Below are 16,740 nucleotides of genomic sequence, written 5' to 3'. Positions count from 1 at the left end.
ATTTCTTACGCAGGCGGCCTCAGGAGGCCGACTTCTGCAGATAGCCCGTCACGGAACGGCGGGGGATGAGATAGCGCTCGGCCGCGGAGGCGAGATCGTCCTTCGTGACGGTCTCGATCTCGACCGGCCAGCGGCGCACTTCCTCGATGGTCTCGCCGATGGCGAGCGCCGAACCGTAGATGCGGGCAAGGGAGGACTGGCTGTCCGTGGAATAGATCGTCTCGGCCACGAGGCGCGTCTTCGCGCGTTCGATGGAATCCGCGTCCAGGGCTTCCGCGGGGATCGTCTTGAGCACCTGATCGACGGCTTCTTCGAGCGCCTGCAGCGACACGCCTTCGGCTGGAACCGCATAGACGCAGAAACGCGTGTCCTCCATGGCGGAGGACATGTACCAGGCGCCCGCATTCACCGCGATGCCGCGTTCCATCACGAGCTTGCGGTAGAGATAGGATGTCGGGCCGCCACCGATCACTTCGGCGAGAAGCTCTAGCGCGTAGCAGTCGCGCTGCGAGGCGGTGCGGCAGGATGGAACGAGGTAGAGCCGCTGCATGGTCGGCTGCTCGACCTTCGGATCGGCCACGGTGATGTGACGCGCCGCCACCGGCTCCGGCTCGCGCGGACGCAAACGCATGGGACGCTTGCCCTGCGGGGCGATGCGTCCGTAGGTGGTATCGGCCAGACGGCGTACCTCGTCCTCGCTCACGTCGCCGGCAACGACCAGGATGCCGTTCTCAGGGGTATAGAAGCGGCGATAATAATCGAGTGCATGATCGCGATTGAGCGTCTCGATCTCGTGCATCCATCCGATGATCGGAATGCCGTACGGATGATGCACGAAGAGAGAAGCCGCCATCGCTTCCGAGAGCTGCGCCGACGGATCGGTCTCGACGCGCATGCGGCGTTCCTCCAGCACCACGTCACGCTCGGGACCAATGACGGATTCTTCAAGGAGGAGGTTCGTCATGCGATCCGCCTCGAATTCCATCATGGTCTTGAGGTTCTCGCGGGCGACGCGCTGGAAATAGGCCGTGTAATCGAACGACGTGAACGCATTCTCCTGACCGCCGAGGCCCGAGACAACCTTCGAGAACTCGCCGGCCGGATGCTTCTCCGTGCCTTTGAACATCAGGTGTTCGAGGAAATGCGCGATGCCCGATTGTCCGAGCGGATCGTCGGCCGAACCGTTGCGGTACCAGATCATGTGCGTAACGACGGGAACGCGGCGATCGGGAATGACCACGACATCGAGGCCGTTGTCGAGCGTGAAGGACGACAGGTTGGGACCGCTGCCTTCCGTCCGCCCGAAAGAGGCGGCGTCAGCGCGAAGGAGAGGCTTAGAGGCAGTGTCCATGATGTTTCAACCTTGGCGAGATCAAATCGTGTCGCAGGGTATTTCCTAGGGGATAGTCGAATTAGGAGGCTATGCAAGCGAAGCCGCAAATCTTTCCTGTGCGGCATTGTTTGTCCGGTTTTGTCGGATGGAGGCTTGGCTTTTCACAGCCCCATAACGTTTTCAGGCGAAGCGGGTAGACCCGTTCGCCTGAAGTGAAGTGAAGAGAGACAAAGCTTACTGCCTGCTCTGCTGCTGGCGGAGATAGGCTGATGGACTGTCGGGGTCGCCCGATATGATCGGATCCGAAGAAGCTTTGAGCTTGCGGCCTCCCTGGGCCCTGAGCAGGTCGCCCGGAGGATCGCTCAGGTAGCGACGGTCGAGGCCATTACCCTGCAGTTCCGGCTTCTCCTCCTTGGTGAAGGCGCGGAGTTCGTCGGGTGTCATGCGGGCGATGTCGGCTTGGCGGCCGACGGGCATCTGCGGGCCGGCGGAAGCATTGGGATTACGGCCGGCGCGCATCTCTTCGATCGAGAGGCGCTTGCCTTCGCTGTTCTTGTAGTATTCGGAACTGGTATAGGGCGTGCGGGCCTCGGCCGCGGCCTTGCGGCGGGCCGCCACATCCGGATCCTTGGGCCAGTTGCCGTTGCGGGCCTCGGCGCCGCCACCCGGAGCCGGCGCCGGCAGGTCCATCTTGGGCGGAAGCACGAGCGGCGCGCGCTCGTTATACACGATGGGCGCCTTTTCCTTGGGAATGATGCCGATGGAGCCGAGGATGCTCTTCATCGCCTCGCCTTCCTCGGCTGACGCTCCGGTAGCGACGATCAGAAGCGCCAAGGCCCCCGCACGGCCTATGATTCTCATTCCCTTCATGGCAACCCACCATTCGTTTCTCATTGTAGCCGGAAGGCCTGATCGCTCATTCTGGCGAACATATGGCAGAAGGCGCGATAAAATATCGTTATTTCGCCCGCCGCCCTTCCAGGACGAAGGAGTCATAAAGCAAACCGACCACCCCCGCAACGATGGCCGCGTCGGCCACGTTGAACACATACCAGGACCACGACCCGAAGTGGATCTGGATGAAATCGAACACGGCCCCGAACCAGAGGCGGTCGATGACGTTGCCGATCGCTCCGCCCACGATCAGCCCGAGGGAGGCCGCCAGAAGCTTGGCCTTGGTCCGGCGGATCCAGAAGGACAGGCCGATGGCAGCCAGGATGGAGATGACGATCAGCCCCCAGCGGCCGAGATCGGTGCTCTGCTGGAACAGGCCGTAGGAAATGCCCCGGTTCCAGACCACGATCAGGTTGACGAAAGAGGTCAGCTCGACCGGCTCCTTCACCGGAAGATCGTAGATGTAGAACGTGTAGAGCTTCGTCGCCTGGTCGAGGACGAAGGTGACGAGTGCGATGGAAAAGCCGAGGATCGCCGCGACCGGCAGTCCATTCTGGGCCGCGCGCGCCCTGCCCGTCCCCTTCTGGGAGCGCGGCCGGCTCGCCGCGCGCGGACGCGGCGAGCCGGGTTGAGACGTCATTCCCGCATCGGCAAGCGGTGCGCCGGTATCCTCGGGCTTGCTCATTCGGCAGCCGCCTTCAGCTGGTCCCATTCGCGCAGGGCCGCCGCGTCGCGGGGCGTCACGTCCGGGTACTCGGGATCGCTGCCCACATCCGGCGACACCTTCCACGAGCGGGCGCATTTACGGCCCCGCGCGAGCGCCGGCACGACGGCAACGCCCTTCACGTCGTCGAGACGGAAGGCCTCGGCCGGGCCTTCGCCCTGCACCACCTGAATGCCGGACGTGATGCAGATCTCGGCGAGATCGAGCCCCTGAACGGCCTTGAGCAGGCTCTCATCGGCGATATGCACCACAGGCGCCGCCTCCAGGCTCGCGCCGATGCGCTTCTGGGCACGCTCGATCTCCAGCGCGCCGGTGACGACCCGGCGTACGCGGCGGACCTTCGCCCAGCGCTCGGCAAGCGCATCGTCGCGCCATTCCGCCGGCACCTGCGGGAAGGTTTCGAGATGCACCGACTCGGCCTGCGGATACCGCGCGAGCCAGGCTTCCTCCGCCGTGAAGGCGAGGATCGGCGCGATCCAGGTCGCCACGCAGCGGAAGGTCCGGTCGATCACCGTCAGGGCGCTCTTGCGAACGGTGCTCGAGATCGGGTCGCAATAGAGCGAGTCCTTGCGGATGTCGAAGTAGAACGCCGACAGATCCGTGGTCATGAACGAGTTCAGCAGCGCGATCACGCGCTTGTAGTCGAACGTGGCATAGGCCTCGCGCATCTCGCCATCGAGTTCGGCGAGGCGGTGCAGCACGAAGCGCTCCAGTTCCGGCATCTCGTTCACGACGACCTTGTCGGCCTCGTCGAAATGCGCGAGCGAGCCCAGCATCCAGCGGATTGTGTTGCGCAGCTTGCGATAGGTCTCGATGAAGGTCTTCAGGATCTCCGGACCGATGCGCAGATCGTCCGAGTAGTCGGACGCCGCCACCCACAGGCGCAGGATGTCGGCGCCGGAATCCTGGATCACCTTCTGCGGCGCCACCACGTTGCCGAGCGACTTCGACATCTTCTGCCCCTTCTCGTCGAGGACGAAGCCGTGGGTCAGGACGATGTCGTAGGGCGCGCGGCCGCGCGTGCCGCAGCTTTCGAGCAGCGAGGAGTGGAACCAGCCGCGATGCTGGTCCGAGCCTTCCAGGTACATGACCTGATCGGGCCCGCCATCCACCTTGCGCGTCACCTTGAGGTCGTCGCGCTTTTCGAGCGCGAAGGCATGGGTGCAACCGGAATCGAACCACACATCGAGGATGTCGTTGATCTTGTCGAAATCGGCGAGGTCGTGGCCGCCTGCCTTCAGGAAGCGCGAACCGTCATCCGCATACCACGCATCCGCGCCTTCCTTCTCGAAGGCGTCGGCGATGGCCTCGTTGACGCGTTCGTCCTTGAGGATCTCGTTGGTGCCCTTCTTCACGAACACCGCGATCGGCACGCCCCAGGCGCGCTGACGGGAGACCACCCAGTCGGGGCGGTTCTCGATCATGCCGGTGATGCGGTTCTCGCCCGCTTCCGGCACCCACTCCACCGTCTTGATGGCATGGAGAGCGCGCTGCCGCAGAGTGTCACCGTGGTTGTCCAGCGGCTTGTCCATGGAGATGAACCATTGCGGCGTGTTGCGGAAGATCAGCGGACCTTTCGAGCGCCAGGAATGGGGATATTGGTGCTTGAGGCGACCGCGCGCGATGAGCGCGCCGACCTCGACGAGCTTCCTGATCACCGCCTCGTTGGCGCCCGCATCCTTGCCCTTGTCGTCGTAGATGCGCTCGCCGGCGAAGAACGGCACATCGGGGAAGTAGGACGAATCCGGCGAGACCGTGTGCGGCACTTCTTTGGTACCGCAGGCGGCGAACACGTCGCGGTGCTTCACATAGGTGTTGTAGTCGTCCGCGCCGTGGCCGGGAGCCGTATGCACGAAGCCCGTGCCCGCATCGTCGGTGACGTAATCGGCCGGCAGCACCGGAACGCCGAAATCCCAGTAGCCGTGCGCGCCTTCGAGGCCACGGAACGGATGTGCGCAGCGCTCGATCATCACCGGCAGCACGTCCTTCACGCGCTCGTAGCCGGCGACGCGCGCGGCCGCGAACACATCGGCCGCGAGCTTGTCGGCAAGGACGAGACGGTCTCCGACCTTGGCCCAATTATCGTCCGCCGCCTCGGTGACCTCGTAGAGGCCGTAGGCGATGTTCTCGCCGTAGGCGATGGCGCGGTTGGCCGGGATCGTCCAGGGAGTCGTCGTCCAGATCACCACCGACGCGCCGTCGAGATCACCGTCGAGCGTGTTGGTGATCCTGAACTTCACCCAGATCGTCGTGGAGGTCTTCTCGTGATACTCGACCTCGGCCTCGGCGAGCGCGGTCTTCTCGACGGAGGACCACATGACCGGCTTGGAGCCGCGATAGAGCTGGTCACTCACGGCGAACTTCATGATCTCGCGGGCGATCTGCGCTTCCGCGTCGTAGCTCATGGTCTGGTACGGGTTCGTCCAGTCGCCCTCGACGCCGAGGCGCTTGAACTCCTCGCGCTGCACGTCGATCCACTTCTCGGCGAAGGCCCGGCACTCACGACGGAACTCGACGATGTCCACATCGTCCTTGTTCTTGCCCTTGGCGCGATATTCTTCCTCGATCTTCCACTCGATTGGCAGACCGTGGCAGTCCCAGCCGGGCACGTAGTTGGAATCGAAGCCCAGCATGCCCTGCGAGCGGACCACCATGTCCTTCAGGATCTTGTTGAGCGCGTGGCCGATATGGATGTTGCCGTTGGCATAGGGAGGCCCGTCGTGCAGCACGAAGCGCGGCCGGCCCTTCTGGACCTCGCGCAGGCGCTGGTAGAGCCGGTTCTCGTTCCAGCGCTGCAGGAGTTGCGGCTCGCGTTGCGGCAGGCCAGCCCGCATGGGGAACTCGGTCTGAGGCAGGAACAGAGTTTCGGAATAGTCGCGCGCGGCGCTCTCGGGCTTATCGGTCATGACGGTCAATCGGTCTTGTGTGGCCTGCGATCGGCAGGCGCATCAGGCTTCTCTTAGGGCGAACGGCTAGGATCCCGGACCTTCGCAGATCATGCGAAAGCCGGGCCGATAATTCGCGCCGCACCGATGCGGGCCACATGCAGAGCCTGAGAAACCATGGGCATGGTGAGCCTTTTAGCAGTGCCGGGCCGGATAATAAAGCGTGGTGATTGCCGGGCCGGCTCCCTATTTAAGGACCGGAACCAGCCCTATAGTCACCCAGGCAAATGACGGGCAGGAAGGATTGATCATGGCAGACTCGACCACTACGGCCGAACGGCGCTCGAAAGCCGGTTTCGACCTCACCCCGCCCAGCCCCGAGCAGATGCACGTCCTGGTGGCCAACCTCGACGACGAGGAGCGCCGGGTCCTGCTCGAGCACGGCACGGAGAGGCCTTTCTGCGGCATCTTCAACGAGGCCAAGGAGAAGGGCACCTATTGCTGCCGCCTCTGCGGCCTGCCCCTGTTCAATGCCGGCACCAAGTTCGAATCCGGCACCGGCTGGCCAAGCTTCTTCGACCCCATCGACCGGGATCACATCGCCTTCGTGCGCGACACCAGCTACGGCATGGTCCGCACCGAGATCCGCTGCGCCCGCTGCGAAGGCCATCTCGGGCACGTGTTCAACGACGGCCCGCCCCCGACCGGCGAGCGCTATTGCATGAACTCGGTCTCCATGCGCTTCGTCGCGGAAGGCGACCCGCTGCCGGACGAGCTGGGCCGGGGCGCCCCTGAGGGTGAAACCGTGGGCTGACGGCCCGTGGACGCCACCGTTCATGAGGCGGACAGCCGGGCAGGATCCGATTTCTATGCCCGGCTGCCCGTGTTCGACCATTTCTCCCAATTGACCGATCCGGCGCTCTACATGCCGGTCCCGGACGATTGGGTGCTGGGCCTCAGCGACATCGTGCGTTCGACCTCAGCTGTCGAGGCCGGGCGCTACAAGGAGGTCAACACGGCGGCAGCCGCCGTGATCGCGGCCGTCTCCAACGAGCTCGGCACGAACGCATTCCCCTTCGTGTTCGGCGGCGACGGAGCAAGCTTCGCGCTGCCCGCCAAACAATCCGATCTCGCACGCGAGGTCCTCGCCTCCGTGGCCGCCTGGGTGCGGGATTCCTTCAGCTTCGAGCTGCGCATCGCGCTCGTTCCGGTGTCGGAGATCCGCGCCGACGGCCACGACGTGCGAATCGCCCGCTTCGCGGCGTCTCCCGACGTCTCCTATGCCATGTTCTCCGGCGGCGGCCTTGCCTATGCGGAGCGGCGGATGAAGGAAGGCGCCTTCGCCGTTCCCCCGGCACCGCCCGGCACCCTGCCCGATCTCACCGGACTGACCTGCCGGTTCGACGAGATCAGGCCCCAGCGCGGCATCATCCTGTCCCTGATCCTGCTTCCCGCTCCCGAGGCGGGCCCGGACGCCTTCAATGCTCTGGTCGGGCAGGTCCTGTCGCTCGCCGAGGGCCAGGAGGCCGGGCGGCCGGTGCCGGACGAGGGCCCCACCCTGTCAACGCCCTTCAAGGGCTTCGACATCGAAGCGAAGACCGTCAGGAAGGGTGCGGCGGGTCTCGTCACCCTGGCGAAGCTCGCGGGTCGGCGCCTGATCGCGTTCCTGATCCTCCGGTCGCGGCTGACGATCGGCGGGTTCGATCCAACCCGCTATCGGCACCAGTTCGTCGAGAACACGGATTTCCGCAAGTTCGACGACGGCCTGCGCATGACCCTGGACTGCACCCCCGCCCTCGCGGACCGGCTGGAAACGCTTCTGGCGGAGGCATGGCTGGCAGGGATCGCCCGTTACGGCCTACACCGGCAGGACGCGGCCCTCATGACCTGCTTCGTCCCCTCCGCCACCCGCAGCGACCACATCCATTTCGTCGACGGCGCCATGGGCGGCTACGCCATGGCGGCACGGGCGCTGAAGCCAGCTACGTGAGGGAACATCCCTGGGATGAACCAGACGTGTTTCGGACCAGCAACCGGATATGGCTCGGGTCCCCTCTCCCCCAGGGAGAGGTGAAGGGAGCCCCTCTCGTCAGGCAATCATCGAGACCGTCTTGCCCTCGGCGAGCATTCGCTTGGCCTCGGCTGAGTCGCGGTCCATCTGGGCGATTAGCGCGTCGATCCCGTCGAAGCGCTCCTCGCCACGGATCCAGCCGACGAACTCCACATCCAGCACCTGCCCGTAGAGGTCGCCGGAGAAGTCGAAGAGATGCACCTCGAGCAGCGGGGCGCCGTTGTCGAACGTCGGCCGCCGGCCGAAGCTGGCGACACCGTCGACCGGCCGGCCCGCCACCGAGGCACGAACCGCATAGATCCCGTGCCGGAGACGGCAATCGTCGGGAAGGCGCATATTGGCTGTGGGATAACCCAGTACCCGGCCCCGCTTGTCGCCATGGCGCACCTCCGCCTGGACGAACCAGCGATAGCCGAGAAGCCGGTTGGCCGTGGCGATGTCGCCGGCCTCCAGGGCGACCCGGATAGCGCTGGAGGAAACGGGCTCCGTCCCCTCCACGACCGCCGGAGCGATCAGGCAATCGAGCCCCCGCTCCCGGCAGAGCTCCGCCATGCGCGCCGGGTTGCCTTCCCGCCCGCGGCCGAAATGGAAATCATGGCCGATCACCACGCCCGAGAGCTGAAGCTCGTTCGCCAGCAGGTCCACGAAGCCTGCCGCCGTCAGGGCCGCGAGGTTCCCGCTGAAGCGCCGCTGGAAGACGCCGTCGAGACCGAGACGGGCGAAGATCTTGAGCTTCACGGGCTCGGGCGTGAGGCGAAAAAGAGGCCGGTCGGGCTGGAAGAAGGTGCGCGGATGCGGCTCGAAGGTCACGGCCGCGGCCGGCTTGCCGGAGTTCCGGACCATTCCCAGGAGATATTGATGGCCCCGGTGCACCCCGTCGAAATTGCCGATGGCCGCCACGGCGCCCTTGAGGCTCCGGGGCACGGGCTCGCCGTCGCGGCAGACCGCGAAAGAGGGGGACATCGGAGGAGAAATCTCGGAACTCATCGGTGCAGATATCGGTGCGGGCGCGACCCTGTCGAAAACCGGCCTTCGGGTCAAGGGAACTCGGTTCGGTGAGCCGCCTCGGTGTCATTCCCGGCCGGAGCGGAGCGACGGGAATCCACGATCAGGCGCAGAGCCATGGATTCCCTTCCCGCACGTCGTGCGTTGGGGATGACACCCGGCAAGTACGGCTCACCAGGACAGGACTTCCGCGAAGGCGGTCGGCCTGACGGGCTGCCGATCCACCCAATCCTGCACGTGGTCGGAGACCAGATCACCCTTGTGCAGGCCCAGTTCCTCCGCATGGATGCCGCGGGCGATCATCAGCGAGTCGATGCCGTAGCCCACCGCCCCTGCGATATCGGTGCGGATGGCATCGCCGACGGCGAGAACCCTGTCCTTCGCCATGGCCCGGCCGCTCACTTCGGCCGCGACGGACAGCGCCTGGTCGTAAACGGGGCCATGGGGCTTGCCGGCATAGAAGACATTGCCGCCCATTTCCTCGTAGGCGAGCGCGATGGTTCCCGCGCAGGGCAGGATCATGTTGCCGCGCTCGACGATGAGATCGGGGTTGGCACAGACCATCAGCAGGTCGCGCCGGAGCATGGCTTCGAGCTGAGGCCGGTAATCCTCGACCGTCTCCTCCTCGTCGTTGTCGAAACCGGAGCAGACCACGTAATCGGCCTCTTCGACGGAGCCGAAGCGGACGTCGAGGCCGTCATAGATCGGCATGTCGCGGGGCGGGCCGATATGGTGGACGATTCTGTCGATGCGCTCCTCGATGGCAAGCCGCGTCAGGTCGCCGGAGGTGACGATGGAATCATAGGCCGTGCGCGGCACGCCGAATCCGTCGAGCTGCGTGCCCACCGAGGCGCCGGGGCGCGGCGCGTTCGAGACGAGGACGACCCGCCCTCCCCGGGCGCGAAAACGGGTCAGCGCATCGCTCGCCGCCTCATAGGCTTTGACTCCGTTGTGCAGCACGCCCCAGACGTCGCACAGGACGAGATCGTATCGATCGGCGAGAGTATGCAGGCCCTCGACGTGAGCGGGACGGGACAAGGCGGTCATGAGATCTCACTAACGTATCGCGCGGACCCGCAGGACCGCGTCAGCGACCGAAAGGGCCGCCTTTGTGAAAAGTGGCCCGGTTTTCCCCGCCAAACGATACGTAAGTCAAGTCAATCCGATGCTCCCGCGTCATCGGGCGACCGCCCGATGCGCTGCCTGTCAACCGACGTGCCGCAGAAGAGTCGGCGCATTCTCAAGGCCGAAGGACTGCAGAGCCGGCGGCTCGGAAACTTCGGGCTTGACCGGACGCGGGGTCGCGAAAGCGAAGCCTTGCGCCAGCGGCACGCCGAGTTCGCAGAGCATCGGCACCATGCCGTCATCCTCTACCCGGTCGGCGATCAGCAGGATGCCCTGGCGGCGCAGGGCCGAAGCGAAGTCGCGCACGTCGAGTTCCGGTCCCGCATAGCGGCCATCGGCCCGCTCGGCAGCCTCGATCATAAGGTCCGCCGGCAGCTTCATGAACCGGATGCCGAGATCGGCCAGCCTCACCGGATCGAACCGGAGATCGGTGGCCCGGTCGAGGGAAAACGGCACGCCTCGCTCACGCAAGGCCGCAAGCGCCGCCCGGTGATCCGCGTCGATATAGCGCCAGCTCTGCTGGGACATTTCCAGGACGATCTTGCCGAGAAGATCGGGGCTGGCATCGAACAGTCGGGCCAGCGACCACAGGAAGCCGGGCTCGGCGACGGAATGAGCCGTGAGGTTCACGCCGACGATGGCCTCGCTGCCGCGAGCGACCAGATGGCGAGCGACGGCCATGGTGCGGACCAGCACGCGACGGTCGAAATCCGATGCGTGGCCCGATGCCTCGATGATCGGCAGGAATTCGGATGGCCTGAGAAGGGTTCCGTCCGACAGGCGCAGCCGGGCCAAGGCCTCGTAGAAGCGGATCTTATGCTGCGGCAAAGAGACCACGGGCTGCAGGTGCATCTCGATCCGGTCGGCCTCGAAGGCTTGGTTGACCAACCGCACGCGGCTGATCTCCTCGGCCGAAGGTCGGCGCATGGAAGGCAGCAGGGACGGCTCGGGGAAAGGCGCAGCCTGCATCCGCCCCGACAGCGCCGGGTCGGCTTCATCCCCGTGAACCTGCGGGCCGGCGGACATCGCCAGTTCCCGGAGGACGGTGACCGGGCTGACTGCCCGCACGGACGGACGCAGGACGAGTGGGTCGGCCGGAATCGGCGCCTCCTGATCGCGGGCGACGAGCTGTGTCACCCTCCCCTGCCGCTCCGTCTCGGCCTGCCACCACAGGAAGACGAGGCCGAAAAAGATGGCCATGATCAGGAAGCCGAAAACCGGCAGGATATGACCCGCCTCCATCGGCACATAGGCCGATGCGGCGGCGGCCAGAAAGGCCGGCGTGAAGGCGAGCATCGTCGCCTTCCTGTCCCGCAGGACAGAAATTTTCTTTGTGTTCGTCACCATGGGTGCCCCCGCTCCCCTGGCTCGGCGAATGTGCGCGAATCAGTGTGTTAACAGACAATGAATCAGCGCGAGTCGCGGGGCAAGTTTCGTCTTCCCGAAATGGATATTATTTCACCATTGCGCGTTTCCCTTCCATGAGAACCGCTCGATTCCGGAGCCGGAGAAAGAGGTGTTGTCGATGGAAGAACCTCGGAAGGACCTGCTGATGCAGGTCGACGGAATGACCTGCCAGGGATGCGTCACGTCGGTGACCAAGGCCATTCAGCGCCTCGATCCGGGTGCCACGGTCGAGGTGGATCTCGATCACGGCCGTGTGCATGTGACGACCAGGGCGCAGAGCGTCGAGGTCGCGCGCGCCTTGGACGCGGCCGGCTATGAGGCCCGCGCCATGACCGGATGAGCCGAGGATTGCATCCGGATCATGGCTTCGCCGAAAGTTCTTTTTGCGGCGCCCGGTCACGGCTGTTAGGTTCGCACCCATCAGCCATTTTCGGGGACCATGATGACTGCACAGACATCCAGAGCCGCCAACGACCTCATTGCACCCAACGACCTGGATGCCTGGTGGCTTCCCTTCACGGCGAACCGCTCCTTCAAGCAGCGCCCCCGGATGATCGCCCGCGCCAAGGGCATGTACTATTACACCCCCGACGGCCGGGAGGTGATCGACGGCGCCGCCGGCCTCTGGTGCTGCAATGCCGGTCATAACCGCGATGAGATCACGGCGGCCATCCAGGCCCAGGCGCAGGAACTCGACTATTCGCCGGCCTTCCAGTTCGGCCATGCGGGCGGCTTCGCCCTCGCGTCGCGCCTCGCTCAACTCGCGCCGGGCGACCTCAACCACGTGTTCTTCTGCAACTCGGGCTCCGAGGCCGTGGACACGGCGCTCAAGGTGGCGCTCGCCTATTGGAACGTGAAGGGCCAGGGCAGCAAGACGCGCCTCATCGGCCGCGAGCGCGGCTATCACGGCGTCGGCTTCGGCGGCATTTCGGTAGGCGGCATCGTCAAGAACCGGCAGTTCTTCGGCACCCTGCTGGCGGGCGTCGACCACCTTCCCCACACCTATAACCGGGCCGAGCAGGCCTTCTCCCGCGGAGAGCCCGAATGGGGCGCGCATCTGGCCGACGAGCTGGAGCGCATCGTGGCGCTCCACGACGCCTCGACCATCGCGGCCGTCATCGTCGAGCCGATGGCCGGCTCCACCGGCGTGCTGCCGCCGCCGAAGGGCTATCTGAAGCGCCTGCGCGAGATCTGCGACAAGCACGGCATCCTGCTTATCTTCGACGAGGTGATCTCGGGCTTCGGCCGTCTCGGCACCGCCTTCGCGGCCGAGCGCTACGGCGTGATCCCCGACATGATCACCTTCGCCAAGGGGGTGAATTCCGGCACCGTCCCCATGGGCGGCGTACTGGTGCGCGAGGGTCTCTACGATACCTTCATGAACGGCCCCGATCATATGATCGAGCTGTTCCACGGCTACACCTATTCCGGCCATCCGCTCGCCTGCGCGGCGGCGCTCGCGACCCAGGACATCTACCGGGACGAGAAGCTGTTCGAGCGCGCCAAGGCCCTGGAGCCGGTCTGGGCCGACGCAATCCATTCGCTGAAGGACCTGCCGAACGTGCTCGACATTCGCACCATCGGGCTCGTGGGCGCCATCGACCTCGCCTCGCGTCCCGACGCGGTGGGCAAGCGCGCCTTCGAGGCCATGGATCGCGGCTTCCAGGAATACGGCCTGATGATGCGCATCACCGGCGACACCATCGCCCTCTCCCCGCCGCTCATCATCACCGAGGAGCAGATCGGCGAGATCGTCGACAAGCTCACCAAGGTGATCAAGGCTGTGGCGTAAGCACTGCCGCCATGCCCGGCCTTGTGCCGGGTATCTAAGCCTTTATGGCGTAGCGGTTCAAAGGCGTGGATGGCCGGGCCAAGCCCGGCCATGACGCGTTTATGGGCAGCTGACAACCAACCCTTGCCCCTCCCGGCCACAGGGAGTAGGACCGCAGCACGTTTCTCCCACTTCAACGGCTGCTGTAAAACCATGTCCAAGGCCGACAAGATCAAGGCTCGCGCGCCGCGCGGCTTTGCCGACCGTACTCCCGCCGATCTTTCCGCCACCGAGCGCATGCTGGCGGCGATCCGCGATTCTTACGAGCTTTACGGCTTCGAGGGCGTCGAGACGCCCTTCGTCGAGTACACGGATGCCCTCGGCAAGTTCCTGCCGGACCAGGACCGGCCCAACGAGGGCGTGTTCTCGTTCCAGGACGACGACGAGCAATGGCTCTCGCTGCGCTACGACCTGACCGCGCCGCTGGCCCGCTACGTCGCCGAGAACTTCGACGCCCTGCCCAAGCCCTATCGCAGCTACCGGGTCGGCTGGGTGTTCCGCAACGAGAAGCCGGGCCCGGGCCGGTTCCGCCAGTTCATGCAGTTCGATGCCGACACGGTAGGCGCCGCCTCCGTCGCGGCGGATGCGGAAATCTGCATGATGGCCGCCGACACCATGGAGAAGCTCGGCCTCAAGCGCGGCGACTTCATCATCAAGATCAACAACCGCAAGGTGCTCGACGGTGTGCTCGAAGCCATCGGCCTCGGCGGCGAGGACAAGGCCGGTCAGCGCCTGACGGTGCTGCGCGCCATCGACAAGCTCGACCGCCTCGGCCCCGAGGGCGTAAGCCAGCTGCTGGGCGCAGGCCGCAAGGATGAGAGCGGCGATTTCACGAAGGGTGCGGGCCTCGATCCCAATGCCATCGCACGGGTGCTCGCCTTCACCGACGCCAAGGGCGCAAACAACGCTGCGACAGTCGAGAACCTGCGCAAGGTCGTCGGCGCATCGGCGCGCGGCCTCGAAGGTGCGGACGAACTGGCGGAGATCGCGTCTCTCGTCGCCGCCTCCGGCTATGAGGACCGCGTCACCATCGATCCGTCCGTGGTGCGCGGCCTCGAATACTACACGGGCCCCGTCTACGAGGCGGAGCTGACCTTCCAGGTGCAGGACGAGGACGGGCGCCCGGTGCGCTTCGGCTCCGTGGGCGGCGGCGGGCGCTATGACGGCCTCGTGGGCCGCTTCCGCTCCGAGCCCGTGCCGGCCACCGGGTTCTCCATCGGCGTCTCGCGCCTGCTTTCGGCCCTGCAGATGATCAGGAGCCCCATCGTATCCGGCGCCGAGAAGCCCGGCCCGGTAGTGGTGCTCGTCATGGACCGGGACCAGATCGCCGCCTATCAGCGCATGGTCTCGACCCTACGCCAGGCGGGCATCCGGGCCGAGCTCTATCTCGGCTCGTCGGGCATGAAGGCGCAGATGAAGTATGCCGACCGGCGCCAAAGCCCCTGCGTGGTGATCCAGGGCTCCAACGAGCGCGAGCGCGGCGAGGTCGAGGTCAAGGACCTGATCGAGGGCGCCAAGGCGGCAGGGGCCATCGCGTCCAACGAGGAATGGAAGGCCGCCCGCCCAGCGCAGTTCTCCGTGCCCGAAACCGATCTCGTCAAGGCCGTGCACGACGTGCTGGCGCGCCATTTCGGATGAGCTTGGCCTTTTGGAACCCCTGTGGTTCCATGGGGGTTGTTCCGGAAGCTTGACCATCAGGAGATGAACATGGCGAAGGCCAAGGACAAGGAAAAGAAATCGGGCACGAAGGCGAAGAAAGGCGTCGGCACGAAGCTGGCAAAGACGGCGAAGAAGTCCGGGCTGATGGACCTCATCAACACGGATCTCGGCCGCGAGATTCTGGCCGACGCCCTGATCGCCGCAGCAGGCGCGGCCGCCGCCGCCCTCACCAAGACCCGGACGGCGAAGAAGGCCGGCGCCGCCGCGGCCAAAGCCGGTGAGCAGGGTGTCGACCTGACCCAGACCGCGGCCGGCGCCGTCGCCGGCGTGGTCACGGAGGCCGCCCGTCACTTCCTGCCGGCCCGCCTCGTGGGCGAGGAAGCCGGCGGCGAGCAGGACACCAGGCCGGAGGCCAAGAAGGTCCGGTACGTCCAGCGCTCCAGCGACCACAGCAAGCGCAAGACGAGCAAGGCCAAGGCCGCCAAGAGCGAGAAGAGCGACACCGCCGGGAAGGCTTGAGTTTTCCCTGACACGTCATCCCGGATGCGGCGCGAGCCTGATCCGGGAGACCGACTGAGACGAAGGCGAGCCTCCCTCCCCTTGCAGGAGGCGTGAAGGCCGATCGCCAAGCCGCAGCCGCGCAGCCCGTCGACGAGAACGACGGCTGCGTCGGCTCTCTTTTTCCCTTGAAAAATTCACCCTCCCATGACCGGTTGCCCTGCCTCTCCGGTGGAGCACCCGCGTCGCCTGGCGCATCGTTCGGTGCGTTCGCCCGCATGCGACCGGCATTGCCCGGAAATATTAAACCAATCGGTTGACTATTCCTACGCGTACGCGCATATTCAACCACATGGTTGAATTACAAACATCCCGACTCGATACGGTCTTCCACGCTCTCGCCGATTCCACCCGGCGGCGGATGCTGAGCGATCTCGGCGGCGGCGAGCGCACGGTGAGCCAGCTGGCCGAACCCTTTGCGATCTCGCTCGCTGCTGCCTCGAAGCACATCAAGGTGCTGGAGCAGGCGGGCCTTCTCCGGCGCGAAATCCGCGGCCGCATCCATGTCTGCCGCCTCGATCCCGGGCCGCTGGCGAGCGCGCACCAATGGCTCGGCATCTACGAACACTTCTGGACCGAGCGTCTGGACGTGCTGGAACGGCTCCTTCGCGAGGAGGATGCCCAGAACGCCCCACCCCCAGCCGAAGAAGGAGACGAAGCATGACCGATCTTGCCACCCTCGACGCCTATGGCGTACTGACCGAACCCGCGACGCTCACGATCCAGCGCCTTCTGCCCGGCCCTGTCGACCGCGTCTGGGCCTACCTCACGGACGGCGACCTTCGCCGCCAATGGCTCGCGGCGGGCCACATGGGGACCGTGCCGGGTTCGTCCGTTGAGCTCGTCTGGCGCAACGACGAATTGTCGGATCCGCCCGGAAGACGCCCACCCGGCTTCTCCGAGGAGCACCGGATGGTCTGCCAGATCACCGAACTCGACCCGCTCTGCCGGCTCGCCATCACCTGGGGCTCGACCGGCGGCGTCACCTTCTCCCTGGAACCGCAGGGCTCCGACGTGCTGCTCACCGTGACCCATCACCGCGTCACCGACCGCGCCACCCTGCTCAGCGTCGGCGCCGGCTGGCACGCCCATCTCGATATCCTGGCTGCCCGCGTAGCCGGCGAGGCACCGGAGCCGTTCTGGGAGAGCTGGGGACGGTTGAAGGAGGAATATGAGCGGCGCTTCGCCGATTGAGGAATGTCGATATTCCCGCTGGCCGGTTCGGTCATCGCAGACGATCCACACGAT

Annotated in this window: 15 protein-coding genes; 8 read left to right on the top strand and 7 right to left on the bottom strand. The window is 65.6% G+C overall.

Going from position 1 to position 16,740, the window contains the following annotated elements; translation table 11 throughout:
* Positions 1–19: 19 nt before the first annotated feature.
* The 4 genes from U0023_RS13895 to ileS all read right to left on the bottom strand — a co-directional run bounded on the left by U0023_RS13895 (position 20) and on the right by ileS (position 5,857).
* Positions 20–1,351 (bottom strand): M16 family metallopeptidase, encoded by a 1,332-nt coding sequence (locus U0023_RS13895; protein ID WP_009494679.1) that lies wholly within the window; start codon positions 1,349–1,351, stop codon positions 20–22.
* Positions 1,352–1,567: 216 nt separating this feature from the next.
* Positions 1,568–2,203 (bottom strand): hypothetical protein, encoded by a 636-nt coding sequence (locus U0023_RS13890; RefSeq protein ID WP_009494677.1) that lies wholly within the window; start codon positions 2,201–2,203, stop codon positions 1,568–1,570.
* A gap of 88 nt (positions 2,204–2,291) precedes the next feature.
* On the bottom strand, positions 2,292–2,759 hold the full coding sequence (gene lspA / locus U0023_RS13885) for a signal peptidase II (protein ID WP_040639670.1): 468 nt from the start codon (positions 2,757–2,759) through the stop codon (positions 2,292–2,294).
* 149 nt (positions 2,760–2,908) lie between these two features.
* The gene (gene ileS / locus U0023_RS13880; RefSeq protein ID WP_009494669.1) at positions 2,909–5,857 is read right to left on the bottom strand and encodes an isoleucine--tRNA ligase; all 2,949 of its coding nucleotides are present in this window, start codon (positions 5,855–5,857) and stop codon (positions 2,909–2,911) included.
* Positions 5,858–6,221: 364 nt separating this feature from the next.
* Here ileS and msrB point away from each other — a divergent pair, with 364 nt between their 5' ends.
* Positions 6,222–6,650: a peptide-methionine (R)-S-oxide reductase MsrB gene (gene msrB, locus U0023_RS13875; protein ID WP_245273155.1), complete on the top strand. Its 429-nt coding sequence runs from the start codon at positions 6,222–6,224 to the stop codon at positions 6,648–6,650.
* A 6-nt stretch (positions 6,651–6,656) separates the two neighbouring features.
* The gene (locus tag U0023_RS13870) at positions 6,657–7,826 is read left to right on the top strand and encodes a DUF3095 domain-containing protein (protein ID WP_009494665.1); all 1,170 of its coding nucleotides are present in this window, start codon (positions 6,657–6,659) and stop codon (positions 7,824–7,826) included.
* A 99-nt stretch (positions 7,827–7,925) separates the two neighbouring features.
* Here the strand turns inward: U0023_RS13870 and U0023_RS13865 are convergent, their stop codons facing one another.
* The 3 genes from U0023_RS13865 to U0023_RS13855 all read right to left on the bottom strand — a co-directional run bounded on the left by U0023_RS13865 (position 7,926) and on the right by U0023_RS13855 (position 11,384).
* Positions 7,926–8,870: a bifunctional riboflavin kinase/FAD synthetase gene (locus U0023_RS13865; protein WP_009494663.1), complete on the bottom strand. Its 945-nt coding sequence runs from the start codon at positions 8,868–8,870 to the stop codon at positions 7,926–7,928.
* 213 nt (positions 8,871–9,083) lie between these two features.
* The gene (locus U0023_RS13860) at positions 9,084–9,959 is read right to left on the bottom strand and encodes a TIGR01459 family HAD-type hydrolase (RefSeq protein ID WP_009494661.1); all 876 of its coding nucleotides are present in this window, start codon (positions 9,957–9,959) and stop codon (positions 9,084–9,086) included.
* A 159-nt stretch (positions 9,960–10,118) separates the two neighbouring features.
* Complete coding sequence (locus U0023_RS13855) at positions 10,119–11,384, bottom strand: EAL domain-containing protein (RefSeq protein WP_009494658.1); 1,266 nt, start codon at positions 11,382–11,384, stop codon at positions 10,119–10,121.
* 178 nt (positions 11,385–11,562) lie between these two features.
* Between U0023_RS13855 and U0023_RS13850 the strand changes: the two genes are divergently transcribed.
* The 6 genes from U0023_RS13850 to U0023_RS13825 all read left to right on the top strand — a co-directional run bounded on the left by U0023_RS13850 (position 11,563) and on the right by U0023_RS13825 (position 16,686).
* A complete protein-coding gene (locus U0023_RS13850) occupies positions 11,563–11,784 on the top strand; it encodes a heavy-metal-associated domain-containing protein (protein ID WP_009494657.1) in 222 nt (73 codons plus the stop codon).
* A 102-nt stretch (positions 11,785–11,886) separates the two neighbouring features.
* Complete coding sequence (locus U0023_RS13845) at positions 11,887–13,236, top strand: aspartate aminotransferase family protein (protein WP_009494655.1); 1,350 nt, start codon at positions 11,887–11,889, stop codon at positions 13,234–13,236.
* A 192-nt stretch (positions 13,237–13,428) separates the two neighbouring features.
* The gene (hisS, locus tag U0023_RS13840) at positions 13,429–14,913 is read left to right on the top strand and encodes a histidine--tRNA ligase (RefSeq protein WP_040639346.1); all 1,485 of its coding nucleotides are present in this window, start codon (positions 13,429–13,431) and stop codon (positions 14,911–14,913) included.
* A gap of 69 nt (positions 14,914–14,982) precedes the next feature.
* Positions 14,983–15,453 carry a hypothetical protein gene (locus U0023_RS13835; protein ID WP_009494652.1) on the top strand — a complete coding sequence of 157 codons (471 nt, stop codon included), beginning with the start codon at positions 14,983–14,985 and terminating at the stop codon, positions 15,451–15,453.
* 331 nt (positions 15,454–15,784) lie between these two features.
* Positions 15,785–16,156: an ArsR/SmtB family transcription factor gene (locus U0023_RS13830; protein WP_009494641.1), complete on the top strand. Its 372-nt coding sequence runs from the start codon at positions 15,785–15,787 to the stop codon at positions 16,154–16,156.
* Positions 16,153–16,686 (top strand): SRPBCC family protein, encoded by a 534-nt coding sequence (locus U0023_RS13825; protein WP_009494639.1) that lies wholly within the window; start codon positions 16,153–16,155, stop codon positions 16,684–16,686. The genes U0023_RS13830 and U0023_RS13825 overlap by 4 nt, the downstream gene beginning before the upstream one ends.
* The last annotated feature ends 54 nt before the right edge of the window (positions 16,687–16,740 follow it).

The sequence above is a fragment of the Microvirga lotononidis genome (assembly GCF_034627025.1).
GTDB classification, from domain to species: domain Bacteria; phylum Pseudomonadota; class Alphaproteobacteria; order Rhizobiales; family Beijerinckiaceae; genus Microvirga; species Microvirga lotononidis.
Note: the sequence above shows the minus strand (reverse complement) of the source record. Positions and strands in the feature narration are given on the sequence as shown.

Coding starts and splice junctions, on each gene's coding strand:
- U0023_RS13895 (WP_009494679.1), bottom strand. CDS start 1,351: ATGGACACTGCCTCTAAGCCTCTCCTTCGCGCTGACGCCGCCTCTTTC.
- U0023_RS13890 (WP_009494677.1), bottom strand. CDS start 2,203: ATGAAGGGAATGAGAATCATAGGCCGTGCGGGGGCCTTGGCGCTTCTG.
- ileS (WP_009494669.1), bottom strand. CDS start 5,857: ATGACCGATAAGCCCGAGAGCGCCGCGCGCGACTATTCCGAAACTCTG.
- msrB (WP_245273155.1), top strand. CDS start 6,222: ATGCACGTCCTGGTGGCCAACCTCGACGACGAGGAGCGCCGGGTCCTG.
- U0023_RS13865 (WP_009494663.1), bottom strand. CDS start 8,870: ATGTCCCCCTCTTTCGCGGTCTGCCGCGACGGCGAGCCCGTGCCCCGG.
- U0023_RS13860 (WP_009494661.1), bottom strand. CDS start 9,959: ATGACCGCCTTGTCCCGTCCCGCTCACGTCGAGGGCCTGCATACTCTC.
- U0023_RS13855 (WP_009494658.1), bottom strand. CDS start 11,384: ATGGTGACGAACACAAAGAAAATTTCTGTCCTGCGGGACAGGAAGGCG.
- U0023_RS13850 (WP_009494657.1), top strand. CDS start 11,563: ATGGAAGAACCTCGGAAGGACCTGCTGATGCAGGTCGACGGAATGACC.
- U0023_RS13845 (WP_009494655.1), top strand. CDS start 11,887: ATGACTGCACAGACATCCAGAGCCGCCAACGACCTCATTGCACCCAAC.
- hisS (WP_040639346.1), top strand. CDS start 13,429: ATGTCCAAGGCCGACAAGATCAAGGCTCGCGCGCCGCGCGGCTTTGCC.
- U0023_RS13835 (WP_009494652.1), top strand. CDS start 14,983: ATGGCGAAGGCCAAGGACAAGGAAAAGAAATCGGGCACGAAGGCGAAG.
- U0023_RS13830 (WP_009494641.1), top strand. CDS start 15,785: ATGGTTGAATTACAAACATCCCGACTCGATACGGTCTTCCACGCTCTC.
- U0023_RS13825 (WP_009494639.1), top strand. CDS start 16,153: ATGACCGATCTTGCCACCCTCGACGCCTATGGCGTACTGACCGAACCC.